The organism is Desulfosporosinus sp. (assembly GCF_014237355.1).
Lineage (GTDB): Bacteria > Bacillota > Desulfitobacteriia > Desulfitobacteriales > Desulfitobacteriaceae > Desulfosporosinus.
Window position 1 is genome coordinate 1 of the sequence record NZ_JABZFS010000018.1, and the last position, 17557, is coordinate 17557.

Sequence of the window (17557 nt, forward strand, 5' to 3'; positions counted from 1 at the left end):
CTGCTAACATATTGGGAAGGTCAGTCTTCACATCTCCGGTTAATTGAAGATTGAAGTTTTCTTGGAGGACACTCAATACACCGGGAGTAATGAATTCTGGAGCTTTTGGCCCAACATAGATGTTTTTTACGCCTAAGCTAAAGAGTCCCAATAGAATGGCCACGGCTTTTTGTTCAAACCAGGAGAGAACAATAGTTAGCGGAAGGTCGTTTACTCCGCAGCCAAAGGCATCTGCTAAGGCTAGAGCAATTTTCACGGCTGAACCGGAATTATTGCATTGACCTAAATCAATATAACGGGGAATTCCATCAATCGTACCAAAATCATGGTCATTAAAACGAAACTTACCGCAGGAAGTGGTTAGTATGACACAGTCTTGAGGAACGGAGAGAGCTAATTCACGATAATAGTCGCCGCCTTTTCCTGGTGCATCACAGCCTGCAATGACAAAGAAGCGCTTGATTTTCCCAGCTTTTACGGCTTCAATAATTTGTGGGGCAATACCTAATACTGTGGTATGGTGAAATCCTGTCAGCAAAGTCTTATTCGATTTGACATCCGCTTTAGGTAAGGACAGAGCCTTTTCGATGATAGGGGTAAAATCATCATTGGCGATCTTTGCGACTCCTTCCAAACCTGCAACATCGTAGGACCAGAATCGATCACTATAACTTCCTTTAATCGGCATCACGCAGTTGGTTGTACCGAGGATTGCTCCGGGAAAAGCTTCAAAGAGCTGCCGCTGATCAAACCAGGACTTACCGATATTACCCTTCAAATGCTCATATTTTTTTAAATGAGGATAACCGTGCGCCGGCAACATTTCAGAGTGGGTATAAATATTAACGCCTTTGCCTTCGCTTTGTTTTAGAAGCTGTTCGAGGGCAAACAGGTTATGCCCGGTGACGACAATACAATGCCCTTCAATTTTGTCTTCGGAAACGGTTACTGGTGTTGGTGTTCCCAGCAAAGCTGTATGGGCTTGGTCCAAGACATCCATAATCTTAACGGTTGCAGTTCCAATTTTAAGGGCCATGCCAATGGTTTCGGCAAGATTAAAATTTGAGTTTGTCAAGGTTGAATACAACGCTTCGTGAGTTATTTTCTCGACTTCCGGGTCGCTATAACCCAGTTGCCGTGCATGTGTGGCGTAGGCCGCTACCCCTTTTAAACCAAAGATTATGGTATCTTGAAGACTAGCGATATCCGGGTTCTTACCGCAAACTCCGAATTTAGTGCACCCGCCACTAGGGGTTTGTTCACATTGATAACAAAACATTGGATTGATTTCTTTTACAAAGCCTTTATCGTTTTGGGATTTACCACCAAATGTGAAAAAATCTTTTAATGACATTGTGTTTCAATCTCCTTTTGTTTAATGACTTATGAATTTATGATACTTTAGGAAGAGGGATTAGACTGTGACTAGTCAATCTTTTTTAAGTGCTATAAATCATATCTGAACTGTTAATTGAATCACACAATCTGGTCTGTTATCGCCATGAAGGGAGATGGACAAGATTCATTAATACCCCTATCGTAATGTCCACATCTCATAACTGGGGTAGCACTTAATGTCCATAAACTTTTCTCTAGTTGATACTAAAAAATATTCTTTTTCACAAGAAAACCGAAAAATATATAACATCTTACAAGCTGGGGCGGCTACGGTCAGTTCCGTATAAACATAGAGGGTCAGCTATTGATGACGGCGTCTCGAGTGTAGCTTTTACGACTATGATCATTCATTCCGTTAACTTGGCCTTAACTTGGTTGACAACAATAGTTGTCAGTGATACACTAATAATGACAAACATAGTTGTCGTATTGCAAAACAAAACTGTCAATCATGTTTGAGGAAGGAGTTTTATGCAAAACGATTAAAAAAATATTTAATCCATTGAAGAGATGTTAGGGGAAAAGAATCAAAGAGATTACAAATTAACCAACTGAAGAGGTTGATGAAAAAAGCTAGTATTGGGGATGAAGAACTCCTTGTCGAAATCAAAAATTGAGTGATAACCTAAGATTATCGTTTTATAGGATGCGGAATGGAATTGCATTTGATTTGGTTTAGCTTCTTTAAAAAAGTGGAGCAGAAAAAGCAGGGAATCTATATTAGAGCATTAATGTTCACTGTTAGTAGATTTCTTGAAAGGAGAAGAATATGCCCTTAACTAATACATTAAGAGTTCAAAGAGCAAAACTTGGAATAAACCAGGCTGAATTAGGTCAATTAGTTGGTGTATCCAGGCAAACGATCAGCTTAATTGAAAGAGGCGATTACAATCCTTCAATAACCTTGGTACTTAAGCTATGTAGAGTATTTGATGTGGCTGTGGAGGAAGTATTTTGTTATAAGGAGGACAAAGAGAATGAATAGGAAAACAATATTTAAGATGGTATTTTTAATGGGTATTGGTGGAGTAATAGGGATAATCCTTTCGTTGGGATTACTCAAACTACATCAACCTAATTATATTCGTAGTTTTGTTCAAATCGGAGATTTTTTTGTTAGAAATAGCTTTGCATTTTATATTGGATTGATTCTATGCTTATTTTTGCCAGCGGTATATCAATATGTGAAAGCTAAGAGAAATTATAATCAAATTAACATATCAGACGACAGAGCCGATGCTTATGAAAAAGCCGGTGAGGATTCATTTAATTTATCAATGCTAATTAATGGAGTGTTTTTAATACTGAACATGATGCTATTCGGAATGACTTTTGATAAAACCAGAGGGGATTTCTTACTTGTCATGTTTCTGTTTATGTTTAGCGTCATATGCGCATCGGTATTAGAGATTGTGGCTATCAGATATATACAAAAAGTTGATAACCGTTTAAAAGGTGAACCTACTTCTCTTCGATTTCATAAGGACTTTTTGGAAAGCTGTGATGAAGCTGAAAAACTTAGAATATATAAATGTGGTTACAACGCGTTTCAAGTATCAAAAAATGTATCTTTAGGATTTATAGTGATTACGATGATAAGCAATATTACATTGGAAACTGGCACATTCCCTATATTCATAAGCTGTATGATAATGCTGATCCAAGTGACTTCATACAATTATTATTCCTTCAGGCATTAGTCATTCTAGAGAAGGAGGGAATGGCAGTATGAATTTTCATCAATATCGGTGTTGTGCTTATCGCGGGAGGAGTGCAAACTGGCATAACGGATAGGTAATCAAGCGAATTTATTGAATGATGTACAAAGGTTAAGGAGGGATTTTAGATCACAGATTAAGCAAAGTGCCCCTATTGTGGGAACACAAAAATTCACAGAAGAGGATAACGAAGACCACTGCCTGGATTGCGATAAGACCAAACGAATCAGCGAAAGCCGAAGCATATGAAACACCAAGAGAATAATGAAAGGTAAACCAGTAACGGCTTTACAGAAGATGGACAAGGATGCACAAACAAAATATTGAGGCGTTTAAGAAATGATGGATTAAGCCTGCGGCAAAAATGCAAGGTCACTGGCTTTTCATTCCACATGTCCGAAAGGCTTAGACATTGACACAGAAGAACCGTCCCCTTGTGTCGCTCTATTTTAGGAGTTATCGGGGGAATTGGCTGCAGGAGGTACGAATTTGTTTACTACTAAATTCGATGCACTGAACCATCCTCACCATTTACAAGAATAACCTCTCCTTCTTGGAAAAATTTCGTTCCCACCTTCGTGCCTAAAACAGCGGGTATACCATATTCCCTCGCTACAATAGCCGCATGGGATAACGGCCCACCAGTATCCGCTACCACTGCAGCCACCATACCAAATAAAGGAGTCCAAGTAGGATCGGTATAAGGACAAACTAAAATGTCTCCTTTTTTTAGTTTTCCGAAATCAGAAACGCCAGTAATTATCCGCACTGGCCCTTTAGCCATTCCGGGGCTACCCGCCAGTCCTTTAAGGCTTTCTGAATTTACATTGCTATCCAAATTTCTATAAAGAGCTTTTTTCCATAAGGTTTGATTGACGGCATTTCTAATTTTCCGTACCTTTATCATTTGAATACAACTATTTCTATTAATTCTTCCTAAAAAAGCTTCCGTGATTTCTTCCACAGTAAGGAAAACGATGTCTTCCGCTCCATTTAGATATCCCCTCAAGACTAAGCGCTTTCCCAATTCATCGGTAATCTTCCGACCGACCGTAAATAAACTTTCTAAAGTAAACAAGGTATCCTCTCGTATAATGTGATTTTCTCTTGCTTTTAAGTAACTCCTTTCGAAGATTCGTCTTATAGGTCCTTTTAAACTAGCACTGAACGAATTTACCCATTGCTCATGTTTGTTCTTGCGCTCGATTTCAATTCCTTCCCTTTTCTCTAAGCACGTGTCTTGCAGGGCTGCATTAATAATTACTAAGAAACGGGCCGGATCTTCAAGCCATGAAGTTCCGCTAAACGGTTGATACATTTTCTCGGTACGGAAACCGTATTCCTTGAGAAATCGATCAACACCTAGTAAGAACTCGTTTCCCCCTGTTAGGCGAGAAAATACTTCTTTCATAGGCTTTCCAAAGAAGACATCCCTGTCTTCTTCGATAAAAGCCGTTCTTACTTCCGGATGTTGGTAGGCAAAAACTGCAAGCCGATTAATTTCTCGGTCGATCACAGCCGTTTTATAATCCAAACCAGTCATTATTAGATCCGTTAAAACAGGTCGTTGACTTTTAGGAGTGAACAACTTCAAGATTAGGGAAAGGGCAGTCATCGGTATGAGGTTAGCTTTAAATATATAATAAAACCTTAAGTCACAGACCTTACGTGCTAGGCCAAATATCTCCCTAAATTGTTCAAGCATTAATGACTCGTTTACTCCGGCTAGATCCTCCGCTATGACGCCATCGACAAAAGGTTTGATGTTTTTCCCATAGGTGTTATGCCAGTGGTCAGTCGTTAACGCGTTTTTCCGAAAGAGCTTGAAAGGTATCGATAAGGTTCGGACGGAGGGCCGTATTTTAGGCGGATTTAATCTTAAGTCTCCATCCTCACTCAGCGTCATAATTTCCGTAGCCTGGGAGACATTTCCTAAGTCAGCCACCGAGTCCAGTAAGGATTGATAACTCATTGTAACTACCGAATAATCCAGCGGTGTAGGAGCTTCCGGATAGTGTTCTAAAATATCATCAATCATAAACTGCTGAAGTCTACTCAATTTTCCGGAAACCAGACTATCCTTTATACTAATATCCTGTTTAAGCGTAGTAACTGGTCTAGCCTGCAATAGGTAAAGTTTTCCTTGAAAGAATGCCCATTCAATATCCATAGGTGTGTTATAGTGTTCTTCGACCCTACACACCAATTTGCCTAATTCCTTTAATTGCTCGGCAGAGAGAGAAAATCGTTCCTTTAATGCCTTTGGTACATCAATGAGTTGATTGTTTCCACCCGGTTCCCTTATTAGCTGTTTCTCTTTCAACCCAAGTGTCCTTTCAACAAGAGAAAGATCCTTTTTGGTTAGAACAAAGGAGTCCGGTGTTACCGTACCGGCAACTATTGTTTCCCCCAGTCCGTAGGATGATGAAATAAGTATCTGTTCCAGTTTCCCATTCAATGGATTTACCGAAAACGCTACTCCCGCGACTTCAGAATCAACCATTAATTGGATGACTACCGAAAGAAAGACTGTTTTATGGTCAAAGCCCTGTTTTTGCCTATAAGCCATGGCCCTAGCCGTCCACAAAGAGGCCCAACAACGTTTAACATGGTCCAGTACATTTTTTTCTCCCCGAACATTGAGATAGCTATCCTGCTGTCCAGCAAAACTAGCGTCAGGCAAATCTTCCGCAGTAGCGGATGAACGTACGGCAACCAGTGCTCCCTCAGGTTGTATTTCCCCGCTCAGGCTTAAGTATGCTTTGCTAATTTCGACTTGTAAGTCATCGAATACAGCGCTCTGCAGAATCATTGTTCTTATTTGTCCAGCCTTTTCTTCGACATCATCCAGTTTAACCCACTCAACACTGTCTAACACTAAATGGATCTTCTCTTCAAGGCCAGCGACCGTCTTTTTATACGCCTCCACGTTTATACAAAATCCTCCAGGAACGGGAAAATCAGCTTTTACCAGTTCTCCAAGATTAGCACCTTTACCACCTACAATAGCAAGTGCATTTTTGTCCAGTTCATCGAACCAATAGATATACCGATTCTTCACTATACCGCCTCCTTAATTGTTTTGAAAAGGCTTAACTCGGGAATTTTCCCGGTCGGTTATAACGGAACCTTTGAAACGATTGCCGATTATTGCCCCCAATGCCGAAAGTAGGGCCAGGACCAGGAAAATTACGAAAAACTTGCCGGTCGTCCCAGTGGTTCGGTCTAACCCACCCGTAGCAGTAAGTAACCCTGTAATAAGGGGGATCCCAATCGCTCCTCCGAGATTACGGGATAGCTGCACTAGACCAGCTGCGACACTTCTCCGATTCTCCGCCACCGAGTTCTGAGCCGGTAACAAAAAGAGCGCTATAGTTATGCCTAAGCCAAAACCGCTAATCAAGTTTAATAAAGCCATGAGAAAATTAGAAACATCGATTCTGCTTGTAAAAGCAAGCAAAGTAAACCCCATGGTTACCACTGTCCAGCCACCTGTGGCTAACCTGGCATAACTGAACGTTTGAGATAACTTGCCGCTTACAATCCCACCTAGACCTGTTCCTAACGTAAAGAGAAGTAAAAGTTTTCCTCCCTGAAGGGAAGTCCCCCCCCATAACCCCTGTCCATAGATCGGTAAAACTGCTATTGTTCCATACATGGCTGCCCCCAATAAAAAGGCGCTTACCAAGGATACTAGAACATTTTGTGTTTTTAATAAGTCCAGTGAAACAACAGGGTCAGGGTGGCGTTTCTCCTGCCTGAAAAAAGCCGTAAAAAATATTCCAGCTAGACCAAAAAGTAATAAGGTTAATAAGGGCTTTCCTTGCCAATCAACCGAATTTCTTAGTGCTTGAATAAACATGACAGTTCCAATCCCTAATAATAGACCGCCTGCCCAATCGATCTTAGCAAAATCCGATGCACTGGAAGGCTTTAATAATTCGGACAAACCCCTTTCTACAAAGATCGAAGCTAATATTCCAACAGGAAGCACGGCAAAAAAGGACCACTGCCAGCCAAAATTATCTGTGATATAACCGCCTAGTAAAGGCCCCATCAAATTAGCTAGGATCTGAACTACAGCTAAAATACCCAGCATTTTTCCCCGCTGTTCAATAGGGAATAGGTCACTTATGATTGCAATAGCTGCCGGTGCGATAGCGCCAGCGCCCAAACCTTGAAACGCCCGATAAATCACAAGCTCGGTCATTGAATCTGCAGTCCCGCTTAAAGCTGAACCAATTAAGAAGACAAGCATACCCCCTAAATAAAAACGTTTTCTCCCGTATAAATCAGCTAACTTGGCAAATATCGGAATAGTAACAGTTGAGGTCACCATATACCCACTAAAGACCCAACTGTAAAGTTGGGCACCCCCAAGTTCGCCAACCACTTGCGGTAGCACAGTGGCTAGAATGGTCTGCATCATAATGGATGCGGACATCCCCAGGAGAATTCCTATAAACGCCATATCAAACGTTCCCCCTGCTCACTCTCTGTTCAAGTGACTCTATTCTATTTTCTGTCTGGTTTGTATTCCTCTTAAGATTATTTTAGTCCTGGCGAGTAGTTCTAGCTGCAAAGAATTCTCTAGTTGGTCTTGTACCCACTGGTAAAGAGTGAAGAAATACATGCCGGCAATGATCTCAGCTGCATGCCTAGGCTCAGCATTATTAACAAATTCGCCCTGTACCTGTCCTTCGCTCACAAGGCCCTCAATGACCGATATAAATTCCTGCTGGTTTTGTTTCTCCTGCTCAACATCAGAGAACATTTGAACAAACGTGTTTCTTAGCACTAGTTCTGTAATTTCCTTGTTCTCCTCATTAACTTGGCCAAACACCTCTAGTAAACAAATGATCTTTTCTTGGGCGCTGCTAAGGAGACTGAACTCTTTTTGAAGCAACACTTCAGCCAGTTCCACTCGCTGTCGACCAAGTTCAGACAATATTGCATCCTTGGTAGGGAAATGATTAAAAAATGTACCTTTGGCCACATCAGCTTTGGCTACGATTTGTTCAACAGTTGTATCGTCATAGCCCTGCTTTAAGAAGAGTTCCATCGCTGCTTCGAAGATCAACCCTCTGGTTTGAGTTTTCTTCCTTTCCTGCCGGTTTGGTTCTTTTGTCATCAATAATCCACCTCATTATATTATTATATCAACCCAGTTATAATGACCATGGTATACAAATATACCATGGTCATTATATACCTTCCCTTATTTACCTGCAAGCTCTAATTTTGGTATCACTGACCAAACCGTTATAAAACTTTGTTATTTATTTCCCATTGACCCCCATAACCCTGGGGGGTATAATGAGCATGGGCCTAAGCAAGGGAGCTTTCAGTTCAAGCCCGAAATGGAATTGGAAATAAAGTTTGCATTTAGGTGTCAAACTATCATTTACTAGCGCAAATGGAGGAATAATTCTATGACAAAAAAGGTACTCATAGTCGGAGGCGTAGCTGGGGGAGCTTCCGCAGCCACGCGACTTAGAAGACTTGATGAAAAAGCCCAGATCATTTTGTTTGAAAGAGATGAATATATTTCTTTTGCCAACTGCGGTCTTCCCTATTACATTGGTGAAACTATTAAGGAACGAGAGAAACTTCTCGTCCAAACACCTGAGGCTATGAAAGCCCGGTTTAACGTTGATGTGAGGATCAATAGTGAAGTGGTTGGCATCGACACAGAAAAGAAAAGCGTGACTGTCAGAAGTAAGGATCAAGGGATCTACGAAGAATCTTATGATGATCTCGTATTATCACCCGGGGCCAAAGCCCTCCGACCCAATATCCCGGGGATAGACAGTTCGAAACTATTTACTTTGAGAAATATTCCGGACACAGATAGAGTCAAGGCCTATGTTGATCAAAAGGGCACCAATAGCGCCATAGTAATTGGTGGAGGTTATGTCGGAGTTGAAATGGCTGAAAATCTGATTGAGAGAGGATTGAAGGTCACGTTAGTCGAAGCAGCTCCCCATATTTTAGCTCCTTTTGATTCAGACATGGTGGTCATGGCTGAAAAGGAATTAGCTGAAAATGGCGTGGATCTAATTCTAGGTGACGGAGTTAAAGCCTTCAAAGAGGTTGGCAGCCAAATCGAAGTAACCTTGAACAGCGAAAAAGTGGTGACTTCCGATCTCGTCATTTTGGCCATTGGCGTAGTCCCTGACACTGCCTTTTTAAAAGACTCGGGAATAAGGTTAGGATCGAAAGGCCATATCATCGTTGATGAAAAAATGCAGACCAATGTAAAGGGTGTTTACGCAGTAGGAGATGCCATCGAGGTTGTCGACTTTATTACCGGAGAGAAGACGGCTATCCCTTTGGCGGGACCGGCCAATAAGCAGGGGAGAATCGCAGCGGATAATATTGCGGGTTTGAATTCCATTTATAAGGGTACTCAAGGAACCTCGATCCTTAAAGTTTTCAGCTTGACGGCGGCCAGCACAGGGGCCAATGAGCGAAGTTTGCAAAATGCCAATCTGCCTTATCGGGTCGTCTACGTTCATCCTGTGGCGCATGCGTCCTATTACCCGGCTGCTTTACAGCTAACCTTGAAACTGATTTTTAATGATGAAGGTCGAGTGCTGGGAGCACAGGGAATCGGTTATGATGGCGTTGACAAACGAATTGATGTTATTGCTGCTGTCATTCGCTTAAAAGGAACGGTAGACGACTTAGCCGAATTGGAATTAGCCTACGCTCCGCCATTCTCATCGGCCAAAGACCCGGTAAATATGGCTGGATTTTCAGCTCAAAACGTGCTAGCCGGGAGAACTCATGTAGCAGCCTGGAAGGATATCGAGTTGACTAAACTTAAGGATTCAATCCTTCTGGATGTGAGAACGGAAGAGGAATATAACAATGGGCACCTATCCGGTTCCATCAATATTCCCTTAGACAGCTTAAGAGACAGAATGGGCGAGTTAGACAGGAATAAACCGATAATAGAATACTGTCAAGTGGGCTTAAGGGGCTATATAGCCGACAGGATCTTAAGTCAAAATGGCTATAATGTCTTAAATATTACCGGCGGCTATAAAACTATCTCGCTGCAAGAATTCCAGCCGCAAAACACAGGCGCTGAGAGCCAGTATGACCATCCGGGACCCCATGAAGTGGATCCCCCTAATGGGCATTTTGATAAAAGTATTGATGCTTGCGGGCTGTGTTGTCCTGGACCATTGATGCAAGTTAAAGCTGCCATGGATCCTTTAAAGCAGGGTCAAATACTCAAAATTTTGGCCTCTGATCCAGGATTTTATGAGGATATTAAAGCTTGGAGTAAAAGAACCAATAATCACCTCATAGACGTAGCTAAGGCCGGAGGGATTATTACAGCCTTCATAAAAAAAGGTGCTCACAGGGACTCAGTTCAGCAAGAGCCGCAAGTTGTGGCGTTAAAGGATAATAAGACAATAGTGGTCTTCAGCGGAGATTTGGACAAAGCTATAGCCTCCTTCATTATCGCCAATGGAGCTGCGTCCATGGGAAAGAAAGTTACGATGTTTTTCACCTTTTGGGGATTAAATATTTTGCGTAAACACGAAAAGGTCAGTACTCAAAAGAGCTTTATGGATAAGATGTTCAGCATGATGATGCCGAGGGGTAGCAAACGGCTTAAGTTATCGAACATGAATATGCTGGGCATGGGGGGGAAAATGATCAGAAAAGTCATGAAGGACAAAAATGTTTCTTCCTTGGAAGAGCTTATCAGTGCAGCAATGTGCAATGGAGTAGAGGTCGTAGCCTGCCAAATGTCGATGGATGTCATGGGTCTAAGACAAGAGGAACTTTTGGACGGCGTTAAAATTGGCGGAGTTGGTTATTATTTAGGAGAAGCAGAGGATTCAAACGTTAATTTATTTATTTAAACCTACTAAAGCCTTCTAGTCATTATTCGTCAAAAGCTAAGCCCGGAGATTTTTATCTCCGGGCTTTCAACATTGCAATATGCATAAGGAGATAGGTAATCAGTCCGGAGCACAGAATAACTAAAAGGTCGGCTGGTGAGAAGGGAATTGTCTCTAGGGATTCAAAGAAGAATCCCTTGCCATAGATGAAGAGAACCCCATCCATCAGTACCAGCTCCCCCATATACATGAGGAGTGTTGTCAAGGAGGCAAATAAGGCAGGTATGATCTTTGAGAACAGTTTCCTTTTTCCATAAAACATCGTGCCGGAATAAATACCGATGGTGATGCCGAAGATTGTAAAGAATCCGGACATTAGTAGGGCGGATAAGGATGAAATATGGAGCGTGCCATTTCTGTAAAAAGCGGTAAAACAGGCGAAAATGCAAAGACTAATGAATAACAAAGCGGAAATCCCTTGAGCAATCATCAGATGCTTTTTAGAAAAATTCTGTTCTCTGATCATTTTTCCAAAACCATAGATCACATTCAGCACGACAAGTATGATGACAATAGCAATAAGGTAGAAGTGAAATTTGAAAGCCGGATTATTCGCTGCATAGATAGGTTGGCCGATAGAGCGGAGGACCTCCGGGGTTGCCATGCATAAGCTTAATTGCCAGGATTCAAGGGGCATTTCCACATAGCCTTCGATTACTTTAATTTGTTCAAAGCCATATTCAAAAGCGAAGAATAATAGAATTCCCATAACTGAAACCACCGGCAGAGTATATCTTTTGCACAGTTTAAAGATGAGGGGCATGAGTGCGGCCGAAGCAATTAAGGCAATACATAAAGGGGTGTAAGGAATAATGTATTTTTGATAATCAACCACATTGATAAAACCATGTTGTAAATAATTGCCCAGAGTTACAAAACCCATGTATAGGGGGTAAATAGAGGCTAAGAAAAGGATAGACAGTGACAGTATATAGAATTTTTTATAGGTCATAAGTGTTCACCCTGAAATGCGCTTTGGTTGCTTGTCTGGCTGAGATGTTTTGGCTGTCTTCATAGACGGTTTTTATGTATTGATAGTTTAAGTCACCGGAAGAGACTGTAAAGCATTCTGTCTTACCGTCAAGCCAAAATACACCGTTCTTATCAACCCAGAAGCTTTTAACCCCTTTTCCCTTATAGGAAAAATTCACATGAAAGGCAGTTGCCGGATCCATTTGTTTAGCAGTTCTTTTAAAGCTGAGAGAGTTGAAGTGACTAAGCAAGTTATCGACGACCTCTTGATCCGCTCCAAACATTGCATAACTGGAAAAGCCATAACCTATGGTAACATTGTCTGCCTTCAGCAGGTTGTTGCTGTCCGGCTTTGTACATGTCGTCAGCAGCAAGAAAAGAATCAAAATTATTAAGAAAACTCGTTTCAAAGAAGCACCTCCTAAACAGTGGCGTTGGTGATCATGATGATAGCAATTGAGATTACCAAGGCAGCAATGCAGAGTGAAGAAAAGAGAGTAAGCTTTTTGTAGGATAAGATCGTTTCGATGCGCAGCTTTGTTTTTGTTCCGCCAAATGCCGACGCGAAGAAAGCTTTGCCTGAAGCGCAGGTGAGTATGGTTAGGGCATACTCCTTGGTTTGCCGTTCATTGAGGTTTTTGAGAACCTTTGCATCACAGGCCAGTTCCATATCGGCAAAAAAGTATTTTAGGAATACCCAGCATAGTGGATTGAACCAATGAATGCAGGCCGTCAGCAAGGCTATGGCCCGAAATAGATTGTCTCTGCGCGCAATATGCACCTGTTCATGCAGAAGGATATAGTCTAGATCTCCAGCAGCTATCTGGGCAGGGATAAGAATTTTTGGCTGAATAATACCATAGACAGCCGGAGCGGTAATTTTGTCTGATTTATAAATATTGCCGCTTATAAGCTTTGCTGTCTTCAACTCTGATTTGGTAAAGAAATAGAGCAGTACTAAGATTAGAAGGACAGCACAGGAAACTATAATCCAAATCAGGGATGCGACATTAAATAGGTTTTTAAGCAAGTCGGTTTTGTATTCGAGAGGGAAATATTGATTGGCAGCCATTATACTATTGCTGGTTGTGATCTGAGGCAGTTCCTGGCGGATAATCACTGTTTTGGTGGTGAACTTAGAAATTAGGTTAAGCAGGCTGTATTGATTAGCAATTCCAAAAGGCAGCCAGAACCTGATCAGAGGAAGAAGCCATAAGACATAGACTGCAAAACGAGGTAGAATCTTAAGTTTGCGCATTGACAAAACAAGCAATCCGGCAACACTGCCGATGATACTCATATTAAGTACCCAGTAAAACAGTTCAGCGAGCATGGACTACCTCTTTTCTATCAGTTTTTTCAACATCTCCAGCTCATCCTCAGAAAGGTCATCTTCTATGAAGGAGGCGAAAAAGGCTTTTTTAGAGCCGTTGTACAACTTGTCGATAAGGCTTTGGGTTTCAGCCTTTCGTACCTCTGCTTTTTGGACAAGGGAAGTACAGATAAAATTCGGTTCAGTCCGTTTGAGGGCATTTTTATCCATCAGTTTTTTAATAATGGTATACGTTGTATTCTTATTCCAACCGATTGTTTCTGCCGCGATAAGAGAGATTTCTTTGGCGGATACCGGCTCCTTATCCCACACAATGTCCATAATTTTGAGTTCGCTGTCAAAAAGCTTAACCAATGCCAAAAATAAAACCTCCAGACTATTATAGTAGTATAGATACATACTACTATAATAGTCTGGAGGTGTAAAGATTATTTTGATGTTTATGATGTTTATGATGATTAGGGACTAGACATGGCGCCTTTTTGTTTTATTTTGGAATATTCAAGCATCAATGAAGGAAAACAAGTAAAAATGTGGAACAAACTATAAGGAACTTTTTTTCATTACGTTTCAGAAAGTATAACTTTAGGGTGCTCTTTCACTCATGTCATCCTGAGCGCAGCGAAGGATCTAGATCCTTCAGTCGTACCTCCTTCAGGATGACATAGACCTTGAGTTGCTTTCATAGCAAAGACATGTATAGTAAAAAGACGCGTAGCGTTTTCCTTAAATTGTCTTTGAAGAACGGGATTTCGAGAGTTTATTATGTATGAGGTGAAACATATGTTAAATTATGTAAATTCTTTAAAACAATTTTTTGAACCTGAATCAATAGCTATTATTGGAGCTTCAAGTGATACAACTAAACCTAGCTCAAAACCACAGGTTTCGCTGATAAACAGAGGATATAAAGGTAAGATTTATCCTGTTAACCCAAACTATAAAGAACTATTTGGCCAAAAATGTTACCCATCCTTGGCAGATATACCTGGTAAAGTGGACTTGGTCATAATCTCAATACCTGCTCATGGGGTCTATGCCGCTCTGGAACAGTGCATTGCCAAGGGTGTTTGTGCAGCAGTCATCTTTAGTTCGGGATTTGCAGAAATCGGTTTAGAAGGGCGTGTACTTCAGGAAAAAATAACAGCGTTGGCTAAGGAGTCCGGTATTCGACTGTGTGGACCTAATAGCGTAGGGTTGATTAATACCATTAACGGAGTCATGGCTTCTTTTGCTCATATTGTCGATATACCAGACGTTGCTTCAAAATCTATAGGGTTTGTCACCCAGAGCGGTGCTTATGGTGTCTTGATCTATGCAGAGGCTCTTGCCAACGGTGTTGGGTTTAATTATTTCGTTAGTGTGGGCAATGAAGCGGACACGGAATTTTCTGATTTTTTAGAATATATGATTCATGATAACGCAACCAAGCTGGTAGGGGGGTATCTTGAGGGCGCGAGAGATGGGGCTAAATTACGTAGAGTGGCTGAAGAAGCAGCGAAACTTCAAAAACCCATAATGATTATGAAAGTGGGGCGAAGTAAGGTTGGAGCAAAGGCTGCCTCCTCGCATACCGGGTCTCTGGCAGGGGTTGACCAGATCTATGATGGTTTCTTTAAACAAACAGGGATCATCAGAATTGATGGGTACGAAGAGATGATTGCCTTTGCCCCATTAATTTCAGCAGGCCGGTTACCCCAGGGAAAAAACGTTGCCATAGTGAGTATTTCCGGTGGTATCGGAGTTACTCTAGCCGATGCGTGCGAGGGGCTGGGTTTAACCCTTCCCATGCTTAAAGAAAGCACAATGGCCAAGATGAAAGAGGTTCTTCCTTTCTTTGCATCCGCCCAGAACCCCATCGATATGACAGGTAAGTTCATGACACATCCACAAATACTTTTGACCTGTTTGAAGGCTTTAGTTGAGGATGATAACATAGATATGATTTTTGCAAACTTTGAATTATTTGAACCATACGGAGTTGAAATTGCCCGGGGAGTTATTGATATTTATAATTCTACCAGTAAGACCATAGTCCTTAATCCCTGGGTTTACCCTGGAACTGACGAAGGCGAAGGGGTCAGAGAGTTACGTAGGGCTGGGTTGCCTGTGTTCTTTAATCCAACCTTGACAGTACGTGCACTGGCTCAGATGGCTGATTATGCGGAGTTTCTACGTAAACGGAAAAATAGTGACTATCAAATACCGGTTATAACTCAAGGGGAAAGAAGCAACGTTGATTTGAATGGCTTTGAAGGTGTTTTAAGCGAAGGGATGTCTAAGAACCTCCTAGCCAGTTTCGGCATTCCGGTTACAAAGGAAAGCTTGGCCCAAAATGAGGATGAGGCTGCTTTTATGGCTGGGCAGATAGGATATCCAGTCGTTCTCAAGGTGGATTCACCGGATATTCCGCACAAAACCGAAGCAAATGCTTTAATGCTTAATCTGTCCACGGAAGAAGACGTAAGAAGGGCGTACAAGATTGTACTGCAAAATGCGAAAAAACATAAGCCGGATGCCAGGATTAACGGGGTGTTAGTACAAGAAATGTTGTCGGAGGGTATTGAAGTAATTATTGGGGTTACTAGGGACAAAGTATTTGGTCCAACCATTATGTTTGGCTTGGGCGGAATTTACGTAGAAGTATTAAACGATGTTTCCTTCCGTGTAGCGCCACTTAGTCCAGGAGATGCCCTGGATATGATCAAAGAAATTAAGGGTTTCGGGCTGCTCAAGGGAGTAAGAGGAAAACCACCCGCCGATTTAGATGCGCTTGTGGATGTAATTATGAAGGTATCTGCCATGGTAACGGAACTGAGGGATCGAGTTGAAGAGCTGGATATCAACCCCTTAATAGTATATCCTGCTAAAATGGGTGTTAAGGCTGCAGATGCTATGGTTGTTCTACGAAAGTGACTGGGATTATATTTAAAGGGAACCCCTTAGATCTGGAATCAAGACTATATAACCGGATGGTATCGATTTTTTGTCCGTATTCAAAAGCGGCAGGCCTCTTATATCCGTGCAGGGAAAGAGAGGACGGCCAATACGGGTTTTAATATACTTTGATTGTGAGAGGTGATGGTATGGAGTGGCTCAGTTGCCTGAATGAAGCGATAAACTACATGGAGGAACACTTGGAGGATGAAATCGACCTGGAGCGCGTCGCGCAGATCGCCCGTTGTTCGTCGTTTCATTTTCAGCGTATGTTTTCTTATCTTGCGGACCTACCTCTTTCAGAGTATATCCGCAGGAGGAAGATGACCAGAGCGGTATTCGATTTGCAAAACAGCGATGAAAAAATTATTGACATTGCGCTTAAATATGGATATGAATCCCCGACGGCTTTCAACCGTGCTTTTCAGAGTGTTCACGGTATGGCCCCGTCCGTCGCAAGAGCAGAAGGCGTTAAGCTGAAAGCCTATCCACCCATCAGCTTCAAAATAACGATCAAAGGAGAGGCTGAGATGAACTATCGAATCGAGAAAAAGGGCGCATTTAAAATTGCAGGTGTCAGAGAGCACTATTCCATGAACATTGAAGAATCCTTCGCCAAGGTGCCGCTGTTTTGGCAAAAGACAGTGCAAAGCGGCGTTATTCCGAAACTCTGCACCCTAATGAACCGGGAGCCGAAGGGCATCCTTGGGGTAAGCACGTGCATGAACGGTAAGGATTTCGATTATTACATTGCCGTGGCTACCGATCAGGAAACGCCAGAGGAAATGGCGGAGTATCATATTCCGGAATGTACATGGGCTATCTTTGAATGTATCGGGGCCATGCCCGCCGCTATACAAAATCTGCAAAAGCGTATTGTGAGCGAATGGCTGCCCAATTCCGGTTACGAATACGCCAATGCTCCCGATATCGAAGTCTATTTTGAAGGGAATCAACAGGCGGAGGACTACCGATGTGAAGTCTGGCTGCCCGTTGAAAAGAAGCAATAGCCGAACAATGAGGGGCAGCAGGCAAAAAAACCTTGACAGGAGACCAATAAAAAAGTTATTGACTTTTTTAAATTCTTAAACTATAATGACAAAAATTAATACACTAAGCTATGAAGAAAAATAGTACCTGTTTTAGATGTCTAGAGAGAAGATGGTTGGTGAAAATCTTCGTGAAGAAACAGGGAAGCCGTTTCTGAGCTGTTTAGCCGAATGATATCTGTCCAGTAAGCTTTACCGGAGTTCCGTACGTTATAACGGAAGCGGCAT

Annotated in this window: 13 protein-coding genes and 1 other annotated feature (1 of these 14 cut by a window edge); of the genes, 5 read left to right on the forward strand and 8 right to left on the reverse strand. The window is 41.9% G+C overall.

Annotated features, from left to right (window positions below; translation table 11 throughout):
* Positions 1-1279 (reverse strand): hydroxylamine reductase (gene hcp / locus HGJ98_RS04165; protein ID WP_291349861.1); only part of this gene is annotated, 1279 nt, incomplete at its 3' end.
* Positions 1280-2167: 888 nt separating this feature from the next.
* On the opposite strand from hcp, the gene HGJ98_RS04170 reads away from it, so the two are divergent.
* Positions 2168-2383, forward strand: coding sequence for a helix-turn-helix transcriptional regulator (locus HGJ98_RS04170; protein WP_291349791.1), 216 nt, complete (start codon positions 2168-2170; stop codon positions 2381-2383).
* The gene (locus tag HGJ98_RS04175; RefSeq protein WP_291349793.1) at positions 2376-3098 is read left to right on the forward strand and encodes a DUF3169 family protein; all 723 of its coding nucleotides are present in this window, start codon (positions 2376-2378) and stop codon (positions 3096-3098) included. The genes HGJ98_RS04170 and HGJ98_RS04175 overlap by 8 nt, the downstream gene beginning before the upstream one ends.
* 517 nt (positions 3099-3615) lie before the next feature.
* Here HGJ98_RS04175 and HGJ98_RS04180 read toward each other — a convergent pair.
* The 3 genes from HGJ98_RS04180 to HGJ98_RS04190 are packed head-to-tail and all read right to left on the reverse strand — an operon-like array spanning position 3616 to position 8247.
* Positions 3616-6177, reverse strand: coding sequence for a PEP/pyruvate-binding domain-containing protein (locus HGJ98_RS04180; protein WP_291349795.1), 2562 nt, complete (start codon positions 6175-6177; stop codon positions 3616-3618).
* Between the two features lie 12 nt (positions 6178-6189).
* Positions 6190-7587, reverse strand: a complete 1398-nt coding sequence (locus tag HGJ98_RS04185; protein ID WP_291349797.1) for an MFS transporter — start codon at positions 7585-7587, stop codon at positions 6190-6192.
* Between the two features lie 39 nt (positions 7588-7626).
* On the reverse strand, positions 7627-8247 hold the full coding sequence (locus tag HGJ98_RS04190) for a TetR/AcrR family transcriptional regulator (protein WP_291349798.1): 621 nt from the start codon (positions 8245-8247) through the stop codon (positions 7627-7629).
* 301 nt (positions 8248-8548) lie between these two features.
* On the opposite strand from HGJ98_RS04190, the gene HGJ98_RS04195 reads away from it, so the two are divergent.
* On the forward strand, positions 8549-10999 hold the full coding sequence (locus HGJ98_RS04195) for a DsrE/DsrF/DrsH-like family protein (RefSeq protein WP_291349800.1): 2451 nt from the start codon (positions 8549-8551) through the stop codon (positions 10997-10999).
* 52 nt (positions 11000-11051) lie between these two features.
* Here the strand turns inward: HGJ98_RS04195 and HGJ98_RS04200 are convergent, their stop codons facing one another.
* Genes HGJ98_RS04200 through HGJ98_RS04215 form a run of 4 tightly spaced genes read right to left on the reverse strand, consistent with a single transcriptional unit; the run spans position 11052 to position 13703 of the window.
* Positions 11052-11990, reverse strand: a complete 939-nt coding sequence (locus HGJ98_RS04200; RefSeq protein WP_291349802.1) for a hypothetical protein — start codon at positions 11988-11990, stop codon at positions 11052-11054.
* Entirely contained in the window at positions 11980-12420 is a 441-nt protein-coding gene (locus HGJ98_RS04205) for a hypothetical protein (protein WP_291349804.1), read from the reverse strand. Before HGJ98_RS04205 ends, HGJ98_RS04200 begins: the two co-directional genes overlap by 11 nt.
* A gap of 11 nt (positions 12421-12431) precedes the next feature.
* On the reverse strand, positions 12432-13343 hold the full coding sequence (locus tag HGJ98_RS04210; protein ID WP_291349806.1) for a M56 family metallopeptidase: 912 nt from the start codon (positions 13341-13343) through the stop codon (positions 12432-12434).
* 3 nt (positions 13344-13346) lie between these two features.
* A complete protein-coding gene (locus HGJ98_RS04215; protein WP_291349808.1) occupies positions 13347-13703 on the reverse strand; it encodes a BlaI/MecI/CopY family transcriptional regulator in 357 nt (118 codons plus the stop codon).
* Positions 13704-14126: 423 nt separating this feature from the next.
* On the opposite strand from HGJ98_RS04215, the gene HGJ98_RS04220 reads away from it, so the two are divergent.
* Positions 14127-16259, forward strand: a complete 2133-nt coding sequence (locus HGJ98_RS04220; protein WP_291349809.1) for an acetate--CoA ligase family protein — start codon at positions 14127-14129, stop codon at positions 16257-16259.
* Between the two features lie 170 nt (positions 16260-16429).
* Positions 16430-17290: an AraC family transcriptional regulator gene (locus HGJ98_RS04225; protein ID WP_291349810.1), complete on the forward strand. Its 861-nt coding sequence runs from the start codon at positions 16430-16432 to the stop codon at positions 17288-17290.
* A 101-nt stretch (positions 17291-17391) separates the two neighbouring features.
* Positions 17392-17557 (forward strand) — a binding site (T-box leader) (it continues 71 nt past the right edge of the window).

Bases quoted from the DNA above. Each gene is read 5' to 3' on its own strand.
- HGJ98_RS04175 (WP_291349793.1), top strand. From the start codon at position 2,376: ATGAATAGGAAAACAATATTTAAGATGGTATTTTTAATGGGTATTGGT.
- HGJ98_RS04185 (WP_291349797.1), bottom strand. From the start codon at position 7,587: ATGGCGTTTATAGGAATTCTCCTGGGGATGTCCGCATCCATTATGATG.
- HGJ98_RS04225 (WP_291349810.1), top strand. From the start codon at position 16,430: ATGGAGTGGCTCAGTTGCCTGAATGAAGCGATAAACTACATGGAGGAA.
- HGJ98_RS04190 (WP_291349798.1), bottom strand. From the start codon at position 8,247: ATGACAAAAGAACCAAACCGGCAGGAAAGGAAGAAAACTCAAACCAGA.
- HGJ98_RS04200 (WP_291349802.1), bottom strand. From the start codon at position 11,990: ATGACCTATAAAAAATTCTATATACTGTCACTGTCTATCCTTTTCTTA.
- HGJ98_RS04210 (WP_291349806.1), bottom strand. From the start codon at position 13,343: ATGCTCGCTGAACTGTTTTACTGGGTACTTAATATGAGTATCATCGGC.
- HGJ98_RS04170 (WP_291349791.1), top strand. From the start codon at position 2,168: ATGCCCTTAACTAATACATTAAGAGTTCAAAGAGCAAAACTTGGAATA.
- HGJ98_RS04195 (WP_291349800.1), top strand. From the start codon at position 8,549: ATGACAAAAAAGGTACTCATAGTCGGAGGCGTAGCTGGGGGAGCTTCC.
- HGJ98_RS04220 (WP_291349809.1), top strand. From the start codon at position 14,127: ATGTTAAATTATGTAAATTCTTTAAAACAATTTTTTGAACCTGAATCA.